Here is a 15,824-nt window from a genome sequence, read left to right on the forward strand (position 1 = left end):
GAAAGATTGGCTCCTTTTTTTGGTATATATCCTCTCTGTCTTTTTCTATTTTTAGGTGTACTTTGTTGTTCGGATGGATAAGAAATTGTAATTTTGTGCTTTTGTAATAGCTAAGAACCTCATATGGATACTGAAAAGAAAGAGAATAAAGAAGTAAATAAACTTTCGCTACTTATTGTAGCAGTTATAGTATTGGTACTGATTATTGCTGGTGCCGGTTATTATATTTATCATCAAAAGCAGCAAATGACTGATTTGGTGGAAACCTTTGATCTTGAGAAAGAATCTTTGGAGGATGAATATAATGAATTGTCTCTTCAATATGAAGGTTATAAGTTTAGCGTAGGCAATGATTCCCTTGTTGCCCTATTATCTACGGAGCAAGCAAAGGTACAACGTTTATTGGAAGAATTGCGTACGGTGAAGGCTACGAATGCGAAGGAAATAGCTCGCTTGAAAAAGGAATTGGATACCTTACGTAAAATCATGCGTAACTATGTTGTCCAAATCGATTCCTTGAATCGTGAGAATGAGCAATTGAAGGTTGAGAAGAAAGAGGCTGTTCAGAAATATCAGAGGGCTACTTCACAAGCTGCTACCTTGAAAAAGGAAAAAGAGAAATTGACGGAAAGAGTAACGTTAGCTAGTCGTTTGGATGCGACGGATATTAACGTGACTCCTGTGAACTCTCGAGGAAAACTAGCTAAGCGTATTAAGAAGATGCAGCAATTCGTCGTGACTTTCAAGATAGCGAAGAACATTACCGCTCCTGTCGGCGAAAAGATGGTATATGTACGGATCATGAAACCGGATGACGATATATTGGTGAAAAGCCGTGCGGATGTATTCGCTTTTGAAGGAAAGGAAATCAATTATTCTATGAAGAAAATGATAGAATATGAAGGTGAGGAGGTGGTTGTGACCATGTATTGGAATATCGAGGAATTCTTATCTCCGGGTACTTACCGTGTGGATATTTTCTCTGACGGTAATTTGATCGGACAGAAGAGATTTACCTTGGATGATTAACTATGAAATTATCTCCTGACTTTGAGAAGTTCCTAAGTTTTATTCCGGAGATTCTGTCTCGAGATGAATCTTTCCTAAAGGATTTGGAAAGTTGTACTCGAGGTGTGACAATCCGGAAAGGGGATTATTTGATTCGTACGGGCGAGTTGTGCCAAGATGCCTATTTTATTAATAAAGGGCTTTTTATCAATCAATATATTAATGAGAATGGGAATGAATGCGTAACCGGTTTCTCCTCGGACAGTATGTACCCTTTTGTTTCTACAATCGGTTATTTTACACAAGTCCCTTCCGAGTTTGAGGTGAAAGCTATCGAGGATGGTGAATTACTTTGTTTCTCCCGGACGGATATCGAACGTTTGTCGTTGGGATATCCAGCTTTCGCTACCTGTTATCAGAATGTGATGCTGATGATTATTTCCAAGCTCTATTCAATGTTCGCTGTCCGTCAAACCTGTAAGGCGGAAGAATTCCTGAAATATCTTTATACGAACCACCAATGGATCGTAAGCCGGGTACCTGATAAATATATAGCTCAATATATGGGGGTTAGTGATTCTTGGTATTGTAAGTTGAAGAAACGTATCCTTTATTGAATTAGTTCAATTTTATATTCGCTTTAAACCTATACTTTTGTGCGGGTTTTTATATTTTTGTCACATAGGGAATATGATGGCATTATATAGGTAGGTTAAAACGATATAAAGATGAAACGAACTATCTTACTATTAACATTTGTAGTCACGGTGAGCTGTATGCACGCTCAGCGAATGTTGACATTGGAAGAGTGCCGGAATCTGGCGATCCAGAACAATAAGGAGCTACAAATCTCTGGCGAAAAGATCAAGATGGCGGATAATGAGAAGAAAGCCGCTTTTACCAAGTATTTTCCTCAATTATCGGCAAACGGTGCCTATATGTGGAACCAGAAGGATATAAACTTACTGGACATGGGCACTTTGTCCTCATCCTTGAGCTCTTCTTTAGGTGGCTTGGCCCAATTACCGATGATCCAACATTTGATGAGTGGGGTGAACGATATGCAACATTTGGATGTGCAGAATATCTGGGTGGGTAATGTATCGTTGGTGCAGCCTGTATTCATGGGCGGGAAGATCGTTAATTATAACCAAATCACTAAGTTTGCCAAGCAATTAGCGGAGTCAATGAATAATTTACAGTTGCAGGACTTGATTTATAAGACTGACGAGACCTATTGGCAGGTCATATCTTTGGTGAATAAGAAGAAATTGGCGGACGCTTATGTGGATTTGCTCCGTAAGATGGATAGTGATGTGACCGCTATGATCTATGAGGGAGTCGCTACCGAGGCCGATGGTCTTTCTGTCAAGGTGAAACTGAATGAGGCGGAGATGGCTCAGACTAAGGTTGAGAATGGTCTGGCTTTAACCCGAATGCTTTTAGCGCAAATTTGTGGTCTGTCTTTAGAGGAGGATTTATCGCTTGCAGACGAGAAGCTGGATAATTTTCCGGTAGAGACAACACAAGCCTCGGCCGATCTGAATGAGGCTTTCATGAATCGTAATGAACTGAGAAGTTTGGATCTGGCAACGAAAATCTATAAGCGAAAAGAACGTATTGCTTTGGCAGAGATGTTGCCTAATGTCGCTTTAGCGGCGAATTACTTCGTCACGAATCCGAATGTTTTTAATGGTTTTAAAAATGATTTCGCCGGTATGTTTAATGTCGGAGTTATGGTAAAGGTACCCTTGTCCGGTTGGTGGGAAGGCACTTATAGGCGTAACTCGGCGAAAGCGGAAACGCGCATAAAAACACTGGAATGGCAGGATGCTCGTGAAAAGATCGAGTTGCAGGTAAATCAATCCGTTTATAAAGTGAATGAAGCGGGCAAAAAGTTGATCGCTTCTTCCCGTAATATGGAAAATGCGGAAGAGAATTTGCGGCGTGCGAATTTCGGTTTTGAGGAAGGGGTTATCCCGGCTTTGAACTTAATGGAGGCGCAGACAGCATGGGTTTCTGCTCGCTCTAGTTTGATTGATGCTCAAATCGAGGTGAAATTAACAGAAGTTTATCTAAGCAAGGCTTTGGGTAAACTGTCCGCAAATGAATAAGAGTAATAACAAATAAAAATATACACAGAGATGAACGAGAACAAGAAGTTTTCTATCAGTAACATGATGTTAGCTTTTATCACGGTATTGGTCGTGATCGGATTGGTAGCCTTGGCGGGTTTCTTCCTGCTTACACCGCCTGACGATATTATAATGGGGCAGGCCGAGGCCACCCAAGTTCGTATCTCCGGTAAGGTTCCCGGACGTATCGCTTCTTATCGTTTTGGCGAAGGCGATCAGGTAAAAGCCGGAGATACTTTGGTCTTTTTAGATACGCCCGAGGTTATGGCGAAGCTGAAACAAGCGGAGGCGGCTCGTGCGGCAGCGGAGGCGCAGAACGCTAAAGCGATTAAAGGAGCCCGTGAACAGGAAATCACGGCCGCTTATGAGATGTGGCAAAAGGCGCAAGCTGGATTAACTATCGCTAAGAAATCTTTCGATCGTATTCAGAATTTATACGAGAAAGGGGTGATGTCCGCTCAAAAAAGAGACGAGGTGGAGGCTAATTATAACGCTATGGTAGCGACAGAGAAGGCTGCCCGTTCTCAATATGAGATGGCAAAAGAAGGTGCCCGTAAGGAAGATAAGGCTGCCGCTGCCGCTATGGTCCAACGTGCGGAAGGTGCTATCGCCGAAGTGGAGTCGTATGTGGGCGAGAGCGCTTTGGTGGCTCCGATTGACGGGGAGGTTTCAGAACGGTTCCCGGAAGTCGGTGAGTTGGTTGGTACAGGCGCTCCGATCATGAATATCTCTGATTTAAATGATGTATGGGTAACTTTCAGTATTCGTGAGGATCTGTTGAAAGATATCAAGATTGGTTCGGAGGTAAATGCTTTTATTCCAGCGTTGGGGGACCTACCGGTGAAGTTGAAAGTCTATTATATGAAGGATATGGGTTCGTATGCCGCATGGAAAGCGACAAAGACGAATGGACAATATGACTCGAAGACTTTCGAGGTGCGTGCTCGTCCGTTGGAGAAAGTCGCTGATCTTCGTCCGGGAATGTCCGTGATCTTAAAGAAAAAAGGGAAAGAGATCGTATGACCTATAAAGAAAGTTTGCATAGAATCTGGCTTATCGCGAAGCGTGAGGTGCATCGGCTGGTGGCTCAACCGATTTACTTCTTTTGTATGCTGATCGCTCCGGCTATCTGTGTCATTTTCTTTGTATCGTTGATGCATGAGGGATTGCCGACCGATCTGCCGATAGCGGTGGTGGATATGGATAACTCTGCTACCTCACGCAATTTGATTCGCCAGCTGGATGCCTTTGAGCAGACAGAGGTGTATATGAAAACCATGTCGTTTACCGAGGCTCGTCAGGAAATGCAGAAAGGGAATGTATATGGAATTTTTTACATTCCATCCGGTTTCGCCGTGGACGCCACATCTGGAAAGCAGCCCCGGTTGTCTTTTTATACGAATGGTACCTATTTGATCGCCGCTTCCTTGCTGTTTCGGGATATGAAAACGATGTCAGTATTGGCGGGGGCCGCTGTGGGTTTACAAACCGGACAAGCTAAAGGATATACCGAAGCGCAGATCATGGGACAGCTACAACCGATCGTGATCGATACGCATCCGATCGGCAATCCGTGGTTGAATTATTCAGTATATTTGAATAATACGGTTTTGCCGGGTGTCATCCAGTTAATGGTATTTCTAGTGACGGTATTCAGCATTGGTACAGAAATTAAATATTCTACATCCCGTAAATGGTTGGATATGGGAGGGAATTCCATCGCAGTTAGTTTGTTGGGAAAGTTATTGCCGCAGACGGCTATTTTTACGGTCGTAGGCTTTATGTATTGTGCGGTGTTGTATGGATTTAATTCTTTCCCGTTAAATAGCGGTTGGTTTCCGATGCTTTTGGCAATGTTTTTGCTGATTATATCCTCTCAGGCGGTAGGCGTATTTATGATCGGCGTATTACCGACTCCCCGTTTAGGGCTTAGCTTCGCCAGTCTGTTCGGAATGATCTCGTTCTCCATTGTCGGATTCTCGTTTCCGGTACAAGGTATGGACCCTACGTTGCAAGCGTTGGCTCGTTTGTTTCCTCTACGGCATTATTTCTTGATTTATGTCGATCAAGCCTTGAACGGGCGGGCGCTATTCTATACGTTGGGCGAGTACGCTTGGTTGTTGGGATTTCTGATCTTGCCGTTCCTTATCGTGCGGAACTTGAAGAGGGCGTTGTTGGATTTCAAATATCTACCGTAAAAACTGTATGTGATGAAAAGAGAACATCGTTTACGATATATCATAAAGGAAGGTCTTCTGGATACGTTTTATATTTGGAAGGATGAATTGAGAAACGTGTTTAAAGATGCGGGGGTCATGATTTTCTTTTTCTTGGTGCCTTTCGTATATCCGCTGCTTTATTCATTTATATATAATAACGAGGTAGTACACGAGGCGAAGATGGTGGTGGTAGATCAAAGTGATTCCTATTTGAGTCGTGAGTTTACCAGACGGGTTAACGCCACGCCAGATGTGGAAGTAGTGGGTGTTTGTCCGGATATGGCGGAAGCCAAGAAGATGTTGGATGAGAAGAAGGCCTATGGAATTTTGCTCTTTCCCCCGGATTATAGTAAGGACCTGCATGAAGGGCGACAGACAACCGTCTCGTTGTATTGCGATATGAGCGCCTTATTGTTTTATAAGGCTTTCCTTTTGGCGACGACAGAGGTGTCATTGGATATGGGTAAGGAACTTCGGATGCATAATAATCCGTCGTCTACGGATAAGATGGACCAGATCACGGTAGATCCGATCCCGTATGAATCGGTAGCGTTGTTTAATTCCCAGAATGGCTTTGCCAGTTTCTTGGTACCGGCTATCTTGATCTTGGTATTGCAACAGACCTTGATATTGGGTATCGGAATGTTGGGAGGAACGGCCCGGGAAAAGAACCGCTTTCATAGTCTGGTGCCTATTTGCCGGCATTTTAATGGAACTTTGCGTATCGTGTTCGGCAAGTCGCTGACTTATCTTTTGCTGTATGTGGTGGTTTGCATCTGGGTATTGGCTATTGTCCCTAAGTTATTCTCCTTACCTCAGGTTGGTGAGCCACTGACTATTTTGTTGTTTTTACTGCCTTACCTGTTTGCCTGTATTTTTATGTCTATGACGCTATCTGGATTTATGACGAGTCGTGAGTCGCCTATGTTGGTATTCGTTTTCACGTCTGTCATCTTGTTATTTATCTCGGGTGTCTCTTGGCCGGAGGCGGCTATTCCTCCGTTTTGGAAAGTGGTGGGTTATTTGTTTCCTTCTACTCCGGGTATCCAGGGATTTATTCGTATCAATACGGCAGGCGCTTCCTTGCATGAGGTGGCGCATGAATATCGGGTATTATGGATTCAAGCGGGCGTATATTTCATCTTGTCTTGTATCATTTACCGTTATCAGATCATACGTAGCCGCAAGATGATTATTAAGCAATATCGGTATATGAAGATGCGACGGATGTTGCGAGAGAGAGAATAATCCCTCGTTTAGGTCTACCCTAATCGCTCATTTAGGGTGTCCCTAAACGGGGGATTAGGGTGAGGGTAAATGTGTGATTAGATTTTAACTTTCGGTTTATACATATCCTCAGCCGTCAGGCCACATTCTTTCATCATGCGGATACTGTAAGACAGATCGCTGACGTTTGGTGTCACGTTGTTACTTCCAAACGTGAATTTAACGCCGGCGGCTTTCGCCTTCATAATGATCGCTTTATTTGGAATGTTGTATAGTTCGTTGATCTCTAAAGCTTTTCCGCTTTTTGCCAATGCCTCGACGAAACGGTTCATGCGGGCCTCCGTCCAGAATTCGTCAAAACGCTTATCCATCGGAGATGGCAAGAAACAAGGATTTACATAGATATCTACCGGCTCTTCCAATACGGAGCAGATACGATCTACGATCATGTCCATATATTGCTCCTCATTCTCGATCCAAGTCTCTTCCGGAATCCATAGGCGGGTACGGCGACCTTTATTGTCCTTGAACGTCAAAGCGTCCGTAAACACATAGTCGAATTCTTTAAGAGTCTCGGGAGAGAATGTGGTTATCCATTCGCGTCCTTCCGCTTGCATACCAAGGATGAAAGGCTGTGAGCGCATCTCATTTAGGTAATCCATGACTTGTTGGTCGTTCGTGATCGGGAAACCGATGCCGCAGTTCGGTGCGATCGTATAATTGATACCGGTCTTGCGGGATTGCTTAGCGGCAACTTCCTTGGTTAAGCCACCTTTTAAGTGCACGTGATAATCTAATACCGGGAAATCCGATTGATGTAATTTAATGATCTCGTCATTTTGCTCATCGTTAGCTTCCGCCAATTGTGCGTTGATATCGATCGTGGATTCATCAATTACGTTCACGGTGATGTTCTTGATTTGGATTTCACCGCTACCATCACTCTCTATGCCAAATGTCCCTTCCGATAATAAGGCATAGGCGTTAGCGTCCGTACGATACGGTGCGGTCGGTTGGATATACTCTACAACCGGTTCGCCGTTTATATTTACATCGATCTCTTGTCCGGCTACCCGGATATCCATCTTGAACCATTGATCTTCTTTTACGAAGCTTTTGGTCAAATTCCTCACGGAAACAAGACTTCCTGTCATTTTCCACCAAACCTTATCAGCCCGGTCATTATTGATAGCGATACGATATCCTTTCTTCAAGTTCGGGTCCGTATGGAACCAGACGGCGCCTTTGCCTCCCGGGGTAGTACGTAAATCAAGGGTCAGATCGAAGTTTTTGTATTTGCCGTTTTTCAGTACGGCCAGCGCATCCGTACCTTTCAAGGTCATTATGTCGTCTTGAACGGAGACATCGCCTGTCATTTTCCATTTGTTACTATCTTTGCCATCGAATAAGGTGCCACTGCCAGAAACACTACAGGCTGTGGTCAGGACAAAGAGAAGGCCCATCGCTAGAATTGATAATTTTTTCATGATATAAATGATTTAAGTAATAATATATCCTCCAAAGATAACGAAAATTAAAATACAATGTCCTTTTTGAAGATTTTAACTTCCATAAAGATATAAACCTAAGAATATAGTCTTACTTTTGTAAAAATTCTCAATCAAACTTAATTAATAGTACTATGCAGAACAGACGTAATTTTTTGAAGCAAGCCTCTTTGATGCTTGCGGGTGGGTTGGTAGCCCCGCAGTTATTATCTTCTTGTGGCGGTAAATCAGGACAAGCTGCCGCTACAGCATCGGAGTCTTCTAAATATATAGGGCTTCAATTGTATTCTTTAAGAGACCTTGTAAAAGAAGAAGGTATCCAGAAAGTATTGGAAACCGCCGCTAAGATGGGTTATAAGAATCTGGAGACAGCAAGCTATGATAACGGTAAGATTTACGGTTTAGCTCCCGCTGAATTTAAGAAAATGGTGAATGACCTAGGTATGAAGTGTACGAGCGCTCACCTTGGACAGGCCTTTACGAAAGAAAAAGAAGCCGAGGTTATGAGTTGGTGGGATCAAGCGATCGATGCTCATAATGAGTTAGGCGTTAAATATATGGTTCAACCGTGGATGCCGGTTAACGATAAGACTACATTGGATGACTTGAAGATGTACTGCGATTATTTCAATACGGTTGGTTATAAGACCGCTGCCGCTAGCATTGCGTTCGGTTATCACAACCACGACTTCGAGTTCCGTAAGATCGACGATCAATTGATCTATGATTTCTTGCTGGATAACGTAAGCCCGAACCACGTATTCTTCGAAATGGATGTATACTGGGTAATGATGGGTGGCGGTGATCCTGTCGCTTACTTGAAGAACCGTCCGAGCCAGTTCAAGGCTATCCATATCAAGGATGAGAAAGAGATCGGCGCAAGCGGTAAGATGGATTTCAAGCCTATCTTCGATCAAATGTACGCTAATAACGTAAAGGATTGGTATGTTGAAGTGGAACAATATACTAACAATGATCCGGTTGCCAGCGTTCAGCAAAGCTATGATTTCTTGAATAAGGCTGATTATGTGAAATAATCCGTTCGATGATAAAAAAGAAGAGGCTACTTCATTATCGGGTAGCCTCTTTTTTTATGTTTGCTTATTTGGAATACTCGTTCAATCGGGTGGATTTCGCAAGCTCGATGATTTGTTTCCAATCTTTAGCTAAGTTTTCCATATCCGGATATAGTAAATCCGCTCCGGCATCTAATAAAACTTGATCGGGGAGAGGTCCGGTGTTTACGGCTATCGTAAAGATATTGGCTGCCACGGCAGCTTCTACTCCCATGGGAGCGTTCTCTACCACAAAAGTTTCATTAGGCTTCGCATGCGCTTTTTGAAGTCCCATTAAATAAGGTTCGGGGTGTGGCTTGCCATATTTCACGTCGAAAGCCGTAACCATTTTCTCTCGGTTGAAATGTCCCGGATAGGTATGGTTTAGCTTATCGATCAAGCTATGTTGGCCGGAACCGGTGACAACCAATCGTTGCAGTCCGGATGCTTCCACTTCTTTTAGAACCTCTGCGGCGCCGGTCATGGGGGCACCGTCATTATAGGTATTGAATAGATCCGCTTTCTCTTTATAGATCGTTTGCTTCTCCTCGGCGGTAGCGTCTCGTTGGAAAGTGCGTTGGTATAGCTCGTTGATCGTGCTTTCCCCAGTACGTCCTTCGAACATATAAAAGTCTTCCGGCCGAGAAGTTAGCTGATGGAGGGTCGCTACCTCATGCCATGCCCGTGCATGAAAACGCATAGAGTCATATAATACACCATCCATATCGAAAAGAACAGCTTTGGGAGAAAGGGATTCCTGCCTGTGTTTACGCAGATATCGGATAATCGCTTCTTGAATCATGTTATTACCTTCTTAAAAACCAATACAAAGGTACGTAATAAATCGGAATTAACAGAAATGGGAGGAAAGCTTCTTGAAATTAAATAAATATGATATATAATGGAATTTCATTTTATGAAACAAAAATGGTTTAAATGGGTGCTTACTTTTGATCCACCTACATGTACACCCTAACCGGATTGATAAATTCTATAATTATCTGGATGAGTTGATAGATGTATTGAAAAATAAGGGATATAAATTTATTTCGTTGAGATAATTAATCAATAAATTATGACGTAGTTCGGTGAGAACTCTAGTAAGCGTATTAATAACGAATTTTCAAAGGCTATAACTTGCTATGAATAAGTGATATCATAATACTGTATACTATTTCTTATTAATTATATTTCTACCAAAGTCTCACTTGTCTATCTGAAAGGGGTTCAATTATACCTACATTTAGGTATATAATATTTCTGTATGCATTGATTTTTAATATATGATATTTTGATATTCCCCAAATATTCATATATTTGCAATGATTAAACAACTAAGTTCTCACCGGACTCTTTTCTGGTGAAGAATGGTATATTTATTATCTAGTATGAATAGAGGAGAATTAGTACAATCTCTTGTGGAAGAAACAGGATTGCCGAAAAATGTTGTTAGAACCGTAGTGAATGCGTTACCGACTGTTGTGGCGAAAGGAATACGGGAAGGAGAATCTATTTCCATGAAAGGATTTGGATCTTTTGTACCTTGGCAACAATCCGAGCGATTGGCACGTAATCCGAAAACAGGGGAGGAAGTAATGATTACTCCACGTGTCTCGGTCAAATTCAAGGCCGGGAGCGATTTACTTAAAGAATTAAATGAGTAATAAAAAACTATTCAAACGAAAAAACGGTTTCCTCGTGATGAGAAAACCGTTTTTTTATGGGATAAATCGTATTATAAACGTGCTTTGATAGCTTCGCTTTCTTTCTCGTATCCCGGCTTATTCAACAGGGCGAACATATTCTTCTTATAAGCCTCGACACCCGGTTGATTGAATGGGTTAACGCCCAACATATAACCACTGATGCCACAAGCTTTCTCGAAGAAATAGAACAACTGACCAATATAGAACGCACTTACTTCCGGCATAGTTACCTTGATATTAGGAACGCCACCATCTACGTGAGCTAACTGAGTACCTAACTCAGCCATCTTGTTTACCTCGTCTACATGCTTGCCTGCCAAGAAGTTCAATCCATCCAAATCAGCCTCGTCTGTAGGAACCAATACGCTATGATCTGTAGCTTCCACGGAGATAACCGTTTCGAAAATCGTACGCTCACCGTCTTGAATCCATTGACCCATGGAATGCAAATCGGTTGTCAAATCTACAGATGCGGGGAAAATACCTTTACCGTCTTTACCTTCGCTCTCTCCATAAAGTTGTTTCCACCATTCTGCGATATAATGCAATTTCGGATGGAAGTTAGCCAAGATCTCAATCTTTTTACCGCTCTTATACAACTCGTTACGAGTAGCGGCATAGATAGCGGCCATATTATCAGCGAAAGGAACGCTCGCGTCTGTAGCTTTTTCCATGGAAACAGCTCCAGCAACCAAGTCGCGGATGCTGATACCTGCCACGGCGATCGGAAGCAAACCTACCGGAGTCAAAACAGAGAAACGTCCACCTACGTTATCAGGGATGATGAAAGTCTTGTAACCTTCTTGATCCGCCAAGGTACGCAAAGCGCCTCTCTTAGCGTCCGTGATAGCTACGATACGATGTTTAGCCTCTTCCTTGCCAACAGCATCTTCCAATTGTTTCTTCAAGATACGGAAAGCCAAAGCCGGCTCTGTAGTCGTACCAGACTTGGAGATATTGATAATACCGAATTGCTTACCTTTCAAAACTTCGCTTAATTCATAAAGATAATCCTCTCCGATATTGTGTCCGGCGTATAACATAACCGGGTTTTTACGGTCGTTTTGCAACCAGTCGAAGCTGTTGTTTAACGCTTCTACTACCGCTTTGGTACCCAAATAGCTACCACCGATACCAATGGCTACGACCACTTCACATTTAGAACGAAGCACGTTCGCCGTATTCTCGATGTCGGCCAACTCTGCGTCCGTAATAGAAGAGGGGAGATGCAACCAACCCAAAAAGTCGTTACCTGCTCCGTTACCGTTATGTAATGTGGCAATACATTCCATTGCCTTGGCCTCTTGAGCGTAAACCTGTTCCTTGGAGACAGTGCCCAGAGCCTTGTCGATGTTTAAACTGATGTTTTTCATATGCTATTTTATTTAAACGTTTCCGTTAATTGACGAATGACCGTTGTCGGCGATTTCTTCTCGTACAATATATCATAAACAGCGTCCAGTATCGGCATGTTCACTTTATATTTCTCGTTGATCTCACGCATACACTTGGTTCCATAATATCCCTCGGCTATCATTTCCATCTCCAGCTGCGCTGTCTTCACGGAATATCCTTTACCGATCATGGTTCCGAAAGTACGGTTACGGCTGAACCGGGAATAAGCGGTAACCAGCAAATCGCCAAGGTAGACGGAGTCGGTGATATCCCGCTCCAGCCCGTGTACGGCGTCCACGAAATTACGCATCTCCTCAATAGCGTTCGAGATAAATACGGCTTGGAAGTTATCGCCATATTTCATCCCATGGCAAATACCGGCGGCGATAGCGTACACGTTCTTCAGTACGGCGGCGTATTCGATACCGGTGACATCCTTACAGAAGGAATTCTTTAAGTATTGATTCTTGAAAACGGGGGATATCGTACGGACCTTCTCGATGTCGGAACAAGCCAACGTAATGTACGAGAGCCGCTCCAGAGCGATCTCTTCCGCATGACAGGGACCACCGATAACTGCTATATTTTCTGTCGGAACCTTGTAATACTCTGCGAAGTAATCCGTAATCAACATATTCTCATCCGGTACGATACCCTTGATCGCCGAGATGATAAACTTATCTTTCAAAGAGGTCTTCACCTTCTTCAAATGTTGTTTCAAGAAAGGGGAAGGCGTAGCGAAGATCAAGGTATCCGAGTCCTTGATCGCTTGGTTGATATTGGAATAGAAGTTTATCTTGTTCGTGTCGAATTTCACGGCGGTGAGGTAACACGGGTTGTGTCCCAACTGCTTGAACTCCTCGATACGATCGGGCCTACGCATGTACCAGTTGATACTATCTTGAGTTGAAAGTACGATCTTGGCTAAGGCGGTAGCCCAGCTACCACCTCCCATTATCGCGATTTTTCCGGGCAAATCCATCGTATCACGCTTTTATTCTCCTACATTGGCTATCCAAGCTTCTATTTCTTGGATCGTAGGATTTTGCAGTTCTAACTTATATTTTTTATTAAGCTCACAAAGCTCTTGTCTTAATTTGTTGGCGTTCGCTTCTTTCAGCGTGTCAACCGTCAGGTAGCCGGCTTTCTGCAAAGCGGGAACCCACTCCTCGGAAATACCCAAGGCTACGTATTTGTCGGCGTTATCTTTCTTTGCGGTTTTCTCCGGACGCATTTGCGGGAAAAGCAATACCTCTTGGATCGTTGTCTGTCCGGTCATCAACATAACCAGTCGGTCGATACCGATACCGATACCCGACGTAGGAGGCATACCGAATTGAAGGGCGCGTAAGAAATCTTGATCGATGAACATCGCCTCGTCGTCCCCTTTCTCGCTCAAGCGTAATTGCTCCTTGAAACGTTCTTCTTGGTCGATCGGATCGTTCAGCTCGCTATAAGCGTTCGCCAATTCCTTCCCGTTTACCATCAACTCGAAGCGTTCGGTCAATCCCGGTTTGCTACGGTGCATTTTAGTCAGCGGGCTCATCTCAACCGGATAGTCGATGATGAAGGTCGGCTGGATAAACGTACCCTCGCAGAACTCCCCGAAGATCTCGTCGATCAATTTACCTTTACCCATCGTATCGTCGATCTCCATCTTCAATTCCTTGCAGATCGTACGGATCTCGTCCTCGCTCTTACCTTCCAAGTCGTAACCCGTCTTTTCCTTGATCGCCTCCAAGATCGGCAAACGGCGGAAAGGAGCCTTGAAGCTGATTGTCTTACCGTCGATCGTGCTCTCGCTCGTACCGTTCACGGCGATACAGATACGCTCCAACAGCTTCTCAGTGAAGCTCATCATCCAGTTATAGTCTTTGTATTGGACATAAAGTTCCATACAAGTGAACTCCGGGTTGTGCGTACGGTCCATACCCTCGTTACGGAAATTCTTACCGATCTCGTATACACCCTCGAATCCACCGACGATCAATCGTTTCAAATACAACTCGGTAGCGATACGTAAATATAAATCGATGTCCAAGGAGTTATGATGTGTCGTGAACGGACGTGCGCTAGCTCCTCCGGCGATAGATTGCAGGATCGGAGTCTCTACCTCCGTATATCCGGCCTCATCCAAAGCGGTACGCATGGTCTTGATGATAGCCGCACGTTTCATGAAAATATCTTTTACGCCATCGTTTACTACCAAATCCACGTAACGTTGACGGTAGCGAAGCTCCGGGTCATTAAAACCGTCGTAAGCGACACCGTCCTTATATTTAACGACCGGTAGCGGACGAAGTGATTTAGACAGAACTGTCAATTCTTGAGCATGAACGGAAATTTCTCCCATCTGAGTACGGAAAACGAATCCCTTGATCCCGACGAAATCACCGATATCCAGTAATTTCTTGAAAACGACATTGTAGGTGTCCTTATTCTCATCCGGACAAATATCGTCACGGGAGATATAGACCTGTATTCTGCCCTCGGAATCCTGCAATTCCATGAAGGAAGCCTTACCCATGATACGACGGCTCATGATACGGCCGGCGATACTTACCGGGCGTGGCTCAGCGTCGTCTTTGAATGTCTCTTTTATTTCTTTGGAAAATGCGTTCGTTACATACTCAGCTGCGGGATAAGGCTCTATCCCCATCTGACGCAACTGCTCCATGCTATTACGTCTTATTATTTCCTGTTCACTCAGTTCTAATAGATTCATTATGCTATTATTTTGTATAATACGGCGCAAAAGTACAAAATATTTCTGATTTATGCTGACTTATGTGGTAAAAGGTTGAGGTCACCGATCTTGTTTGTTCATGGATAAAGTATCTTAGGTTCATCGGTAAAGTATCTTAGGATCCTTGGTGAAGTATCTTAGGTTTGTAGGCCAATGAACTTAAGACCCAATAATTTTATCTTTACATCCTGTTTTGATCCCGGGGATGAGACAAATGGAATAAACAGCCCTCACTCCGATAAATCCGGTAGCCAAAACTCAACCAACGGTAATGTCTTTCTCCGTCCTCCAAGCCCCAGCCATAGAAATCCTCATTTTCCATACCCGCTTGCAGGTATTTGTTCGTTTGGACAAAAATCGCTCCTCCGACTGCCCCAATTACTCCTTCCACCATATACAAAGAGTTCATTTTTCTTTGGTGTTTTTTTAGGAAGTCAATGTCTCTATGTGTCCAGTAGTGTTCCCTCAATATATTTGAAGTGTCCAAAGCATTCCCATCGTATGGATAAGCTACCTCGTATGTCTTAGATCTTGTCAAGTCTATTCGCATAAATATCTTTGCTTAATGTTCAACAATGCCAATATCACACCGGGGAAACCATTCAGTAATCCTCGGTGTAACCGTTAGTTATTCACTTGACAAGGCTCAAATTATATATTTGGATACTCCAAAAAGATTATCGAGTGAGCCTGTTTTGATGTTACGGGGATCATCTTTAACGGCTGTGCTGTAAAACATGTTTTAATGGGAATTTTGGCAGATTGCCCTAAGATGGCAAAGCTGTAAATAATCACGGTGACATGATACAGATTTACTTCACACGC

Annotated in this window: 14 protein-coding genes; 8 read left to right on the forward strand and 6 right to left on the reverse strand. The window is 43.4% G+C overall.

From position 1 onward, the window contains the following. Positions 1-123 precede the first annotated feature (123 nt). The 6 genes from DWX84_RS20485 to DWX84_RS20510 all read left to right on the forward strand — a co-directional run bounded on the left by DWX84_RS20485 (position 124) and on the right by DWX84_RS20510 (position 6,610). A complete protein-coding gene (locus DWX84_RS20485) occupies positions 124-1,029 on the forward strand; it encodes a hypothetical protein (RefSeq protein WP_005865736.1) in 906 nt (301 codons plus the stop codon). Positions 1,030-1,031: 2 nt separating this feature from the next. After that, positions 1,032-1,625 carry a Crp/Fnr family transcriptional regulator gene (locus DWX84_RS20490; protein ID WP_005861469.1) on the forward strand — a complete coding sequence of 198 codons (594 nt, stop codon included), beginning with the start codon at positions 1,032-1,034 and terminating at the stop codon, positions 1,623-1,625. Positions 1,626-1,736: 111 nt separating this feature from the next. Then, positions 1,737-3,122 (forward strand): TolC family protein, encoded by a 1,386-nt coding sequence (locus tag DWX84_RS20495; protein ID WP_121961303.1) that lies wholly within the window; start codon positions 1,737-1,739, stop codon positions 3,120-3,122. A 30-nt stretch (positions 3,123-3,152) separates the two neighbouring features. Next, a complete protein-coding gene (locus DWX84_RS20500) occupies positions 3,153-4,166 on the forward strand; it encodes an HlyD family secretion protein (RefSeq protein ID WP_005865742.1) in 1,014 nt (337 codons plus the stop codon). Further along, positions 4,163-5,341, forward strand: coding sequence for an ABC transporter permease (locus DWX84_RS20505; protein ID WP_121961302.1), 1,179 nt, complete (start codon positions 4,163-4,165; stop codon positions 5,339-5,341). The genes DWX84_RS20500 and DWX84_RS20505 overlap by 4 nt, the downstream gene beginning before the upstream one ends. A 12-nt stretch (positions 5,342-5,353) precedes the next feature. Continuing rightward, entirely contained in the window at positions 5,354-6,610 is a 1,257-nt protein-coding gene (locus DWX84_RS20510) for an ABC transporter permease (RefSeq protein ID WP_022192865.1), read from the forward strand. Positions 6,611-6,687: 77 nt separating this feature from the next. Here the strand turns inward: DWX84_RS20510 and DWX84_RS20515 are convergent, their stop codons facing one another. Next, entirely contained in the window at positions 6,688-8,076 is a 1,389-nt protein-coding gene (locus DWX84_RS20515) for a DUF1080 domain-containing protein (RefSeq protein ID WP_057329114.1), read from the reverse strand. 155 nt (positions 8,077-8,231) lie between these two features. Here DWX84_RS20515 and DWX84_RS20520 point away from each other — a divergent pair, with 155 nt between their 5' ends. Beyond that, positions 8,232-9,134: a sugar phosphate isomerase/epimerase gene (locus DWX84_RS20520; RefSeq protein ID WP_121961301.1), complete on the forward strand. Its 903-nt coding sequence runs from the start codon at positions 8,232-8,234 to the stop codon at positions 9,132-9,134. Positions 9,135-9,198: 64 nt separating this feature from the next. On the opposite strand, the gene DWX84_RS20525 is transcribed toward DWX84_RS20520, so the two are convergent. Further along, the gene (locus tag DWX84_RS20525; protein WP_005865754.1) at positions 9,199-9,954 is read right to left on the reverse strand and encodes an HAD family phosphatase; all 756 of its coding nucleotides are present in this window, start codon (positions 9,952-9,954) and stop codon (positions 9,199-9,201) included. 586 nt (positions 9,955-10,540) lie between these two features. Here DWX84_RS20525 and DWX84_RS20530 point away from each other — a divergent pair. Beyond that, complete coding sequence (locus tag DWX84_RS20530; RefSeq protein WP_008774141.1) at positions 10,541-10,816, forward strand: HU family DNA-binding protein; 276 nt, start codon at positions 10,541-10,543, stop codon at positions 10,814-10,816. 71 nt (positions 10,817-10,887) lie between these two features. Here DWX84_RS20530 and DWX84_RS20535 read toward each other — a convergent pair whose 3' ends face one another. The 4 genes from DWX84_RS20535 to DWX84_RS22045 form a co-directional block, all read right to left on the reverse strand. Then, positions 10,888-12,231: a glucose-6-phosphate isomerase gene (locus tag DWX84_RS20535; protein ID WP_121961300.1), complete on the reverse strand. Its 1,344-nt coding sequence runs from the start codon at positions 12,229-12,231 to the stop codon at positions 10,888-10,890. Between the two features lie 8 nt (positions 12,232-12,239). Beyond that, complete coding sequence (locus DWX84_RS20540; RefSeq protein WP_005861487.1) at positions 12,240-13,235, reverse strand: NAD(P)H-dependent glycerol-3-phosphate dehydrogenase; 996 nt, start codon at positions 13,233-13,235, stop codon at positions 12,240-12,242. 12 nt (positions 13,236-13,247) lie between these two features. Continuing rightward, positions 13,248-14,978, reverse strand: coding sequence for a lysine--tRNA ligase (gene lysS, locus DWX84_RS20545; RefSeq protein WP_022192869.1), 1,731 nt, complete (start codon positions 14,976-14,978; stop codon positions 13,248-13,250). A gap of 202 nt (positions 14,979-15,180) precedes the next feature. Beyond that, positions 15,181-15,408 (reverse strand): galactosyltransferase-related protein, encoded by a 228-nt coding sequence (locus DWX84_RS22045; protein WP_057329110.1) that lies wholly within the window; start codon positions 15,406-15,408, stop codon positions 15,181-15,183. Between the last annotated feature and the right edge of the window lie 416 nt (positions 15,409-15,824).

Source organism: Parabacteroides sp. AF21-43, assembly GCF_003635435.1.
Taxonomy (GTDB): Bacteria; Bacteroidota; Bacteroidia; order Bacteroidales; family Tannerellaceae; genus Parabacteroides; species Parabacteroides distasonis.

Bases quoted from the DNA above. Each gene is read 5' to 3' on its own strand.
- DWX84_RS20500 (WP_005865742.1), top strand. From the start codon at position 3,153: ATGAACGAGAACAAGAAGTTTTCTATCAGTAACATGATGTTAGCTTTT.
- DWX84_RS20485 (WP_005865736.1), top strand. From the start codon at position 124: ATGGATACTGAAAAGAAAGAGAATAAAGAAGTAAATAAACTTTCGCTA.
- DWX84_RS20495 (WP_121961303.1), top strand. From the start codon at position 1,737: ATGAAACGAACTATCTTACTATTAACATTTGTAGTCACGGTGAGCTGT.
- DWX84_RS20510 (WP_022192865.1), top strand. From the start codon at position 5,354: ATGAAAAGAGAACATCGTTTACGATATATCATAAAGGAAGGTCTTCTG.
- DWX84_RS20520 (WP_121961301.1), top strand. From the start codon at position 8,232: ATGCAGAACAGACGTAATTTTTTGAAGCAAGCCTCTTTGATGCTTGCG.
- DWX84_RS22045 (WP_057329110.1), bottom strand. From the start codon at position 15,408: ATGAACTCTTTGTATATGGTGGAAGGAGTAATTGGGGCAGTCGGAGGA.
- DWX84_RS20540 (WP_005861487.1), bottom strand. From the start codon at position 13,235: ATGGATTTGCCCGGAAAAATCGCGATAATGGGAGGTGGTAGCTGGGCT.
- DWX84_RS20530 (WP_008774141.1), top strand. From the start codon at position 10,541: ATGAATAGAGGAGAATTAGTACAATCTCTTGTGGAAGAAACAGGATTG.
- DWX84_RS20535 (WP_121961300.1), bottom strand. From the start codon at position 12,231: ATGAAAAACATCAGTTTAAACATCGACAAGGCTCTGGGCACTGTCTCC.
- lysS (WP_022192869.1), bottom strand. From the start codon at position 14,978: ATGAATCTATTAGAACTGAGTGAACAGGAAATAATAAGACGTAATAGC.
- DWX84_RS20490 (WP_005861469.1), top strand. From the start codon at position 1,032: ATGAAATTATCTCCTGACTTTGAGAAGTTCCTAAGTTTTATTCCGGAG.
- DWX84_RS20515 (WP_057329114.1), bottom strand. From the start codon at position 8,076: ATGAAAAAATTATCAATTCTAGCGATGGGCCTTCTCTTTGTCCTGACC.
- DWX84_RS20505 (WP_121961302.1), top strand. From the start codon at position 4,163: ATGACCTATAAAGAAAGTTTGCATAGAATCTGGCTTATCGCGAAGCGT.
- DWX84_RS20525 (WP_005865754.1), bottom strand. From the start codon at position 9,954: ATGATTCAAGAAGCGATTATCCGATATCTGCGTAAACACAGGCAGGAA.